This window comes from Spiroplasma sp. Moj, assembly GCF_016082285.1.
Taxonomy (GTDB): Bacteria; Bacillota_I; Bacilli_A; order Mycoplasmatales; family Mycoplasmataceae; genus Spiroplasma; species Spiroplasma phoeniceum.
The window spans coordinates 1-1,871 of sequence record NZ_MQTY02000146.1; the positions used below are offsets into that span (position 1 = coordinate 1).

Below are 1,871 nucleotides of genomic sequence, written 5' to 3' on the forward strand. Positions count from 1 at the left end.
GCATAAATTGCTTCTTTAACTTTCATCATTGCTTGTCCTAAACCACTTCAAATAGAACCCATTCCATCTGAAATAGTAGGAGTACCACTATCTGCTAAAAAATTAACCGCTGTTGTTAAATACATACCTAACATTATTTATCATCCTCCTTACTTTTAATTTCTTTTTTATCTTTTTTCTTTCCTTGAATTTGGCGAATTTTTTGATAAATTGATAAACCAATTCAAGCAAAAATACCTAATTTAATAACAACACTAAATATTGTCGTTAATCAACCTGGCATAACTTAATTCCTCCTAAAAATCTAATTTCGCGCGGCACGCTTCGCGTGTTCGCTACGCTCAAAATAAACTATATTGAATAAATTACCGCTAATAAATTACGCGGATAATTTATTCATCTTCTTCTACATTATTAATTACAATATTATTTACCGTATTAATAACATTATCTTTTCCATACTTTTTCACTAACGACCGCAAAATAAAATAATGTTTCTTTTCAATAAAAAATCAACTCCTTTCTGAGTTGATTTGTTGCACTTCATTTTACATAATTCCTTTATTTTACGAATTTTAATGTTGTATGATTCATATTTTGTAATTTTTGATAATTTATAGTTTTTATTTTTTTCCGCATTCAACTCTTCTAATTGTCGTTTTAATTTTATAATTCTTTCTTCTATATGACGATTAACTTGAGTTTTATTTGCTTCTAATTCTTTAATATTATTAGCTAAAATTAATAATTTTTCTTGAAAAATTGGAATTAATCTAGCTTCTGGTTTGGTTTGTTTTAAATGATTTAATTGTTCTTTTTCTAAGTTATATCGCACAATTAATTTATTAATTTTTTTATCATGCGGATTATCAAAAATAGTTCGCATTGTATTACTATTTAATTCATCAATTTTCTTTTGTAAATATGTTAATTCTTGTCGTAATGTATAAACTTTTTTTAATTTTAGTTTAGAACTATGTTCATTAACTGTTCTTGATATAAGCATATATTCATCTTTTAATTCTTCATATTGCTCATTTAAAGCAGCAATCCGGGCATAATTTGGATTTCTTTTTAACATTTCAATTTCTTTGCGTGCTTCTGTAATTTTTTCCCCTAATGCTTCTAATTTTATTTTTAATTTTTGGGATTTGCGAATATCTTTAGCATCATTAGTAATCTCTGCTTTTTGAACTAAAACAACGTATTTTTGCTTAATTACTTCAAAACGATTACGATAAACCTCACTTATTGCTTCTAATTTTTTGCTTCGAACTATGGCTAGATCTTTATATAAAGAATTAATTTTATCTTCTAAATTTTTTATTTTTTGTTCGCGATGTTTCTCATCAATATATTGTTTAATTAATAGCGAATATTCAACACTTAAGTTGTTAATAACACGACGACTTCTAACAAAGTCTTTTGTTGCATCAATACTATCCATTGTTTCATAAATCTCTTTTAAACTGAATGTACCAAACATTTCAATACGACGATAAATATATGTGGTACCTAATCCAATTCCTAAGAAAACTACTAGGAAAATCATTAAGGCACCAAAACATCCTAAAATTTCTGTATTGTACATACTAATAATTCCCTCATTAGAAGCAATTCCATAGACAATATTGCTCATTCCAAAAATTGTATATTTAAATGGCACAATGTAACTAATTGCTTGGAAAAAACCATTTTGTAAAATAACTGGAAAACTTCCACCACCGGAAGTTAAATTAAAAACCGTATAAATAATACATAAGAATCGTCCAACATTATCATCTGGCATCGAATATCATAAAGCTTGGGTTATTAGACTTCTTGCATAACCTATTAAAATAATTGTAAATATTTTTAAAAAGATACTAATA

1 protein-coding gene and 1 pseudogene are annotated in these 1,871 nt (G+C 26.3%); both read right to left on the reverse strand.

The annotated features are described in order from the left end of the window. Positions 1-133: 133 nt before the first annotated feature. A complete protein-coding gene (locus BST80_RS05145; RefSeq protein WP_415746264.1) occupies positions 134-283 on the reverse strand; it encodes a hypothetical protein in 150 nt (49 codons plus the stop codon). Between the two features lie 186 nt (positions 284-469). After that, a pseudogene (locus BST80_RS05150) lies at positions 470-1,871 on the reverse strand (ABC transporter); the annotation flags it as partial.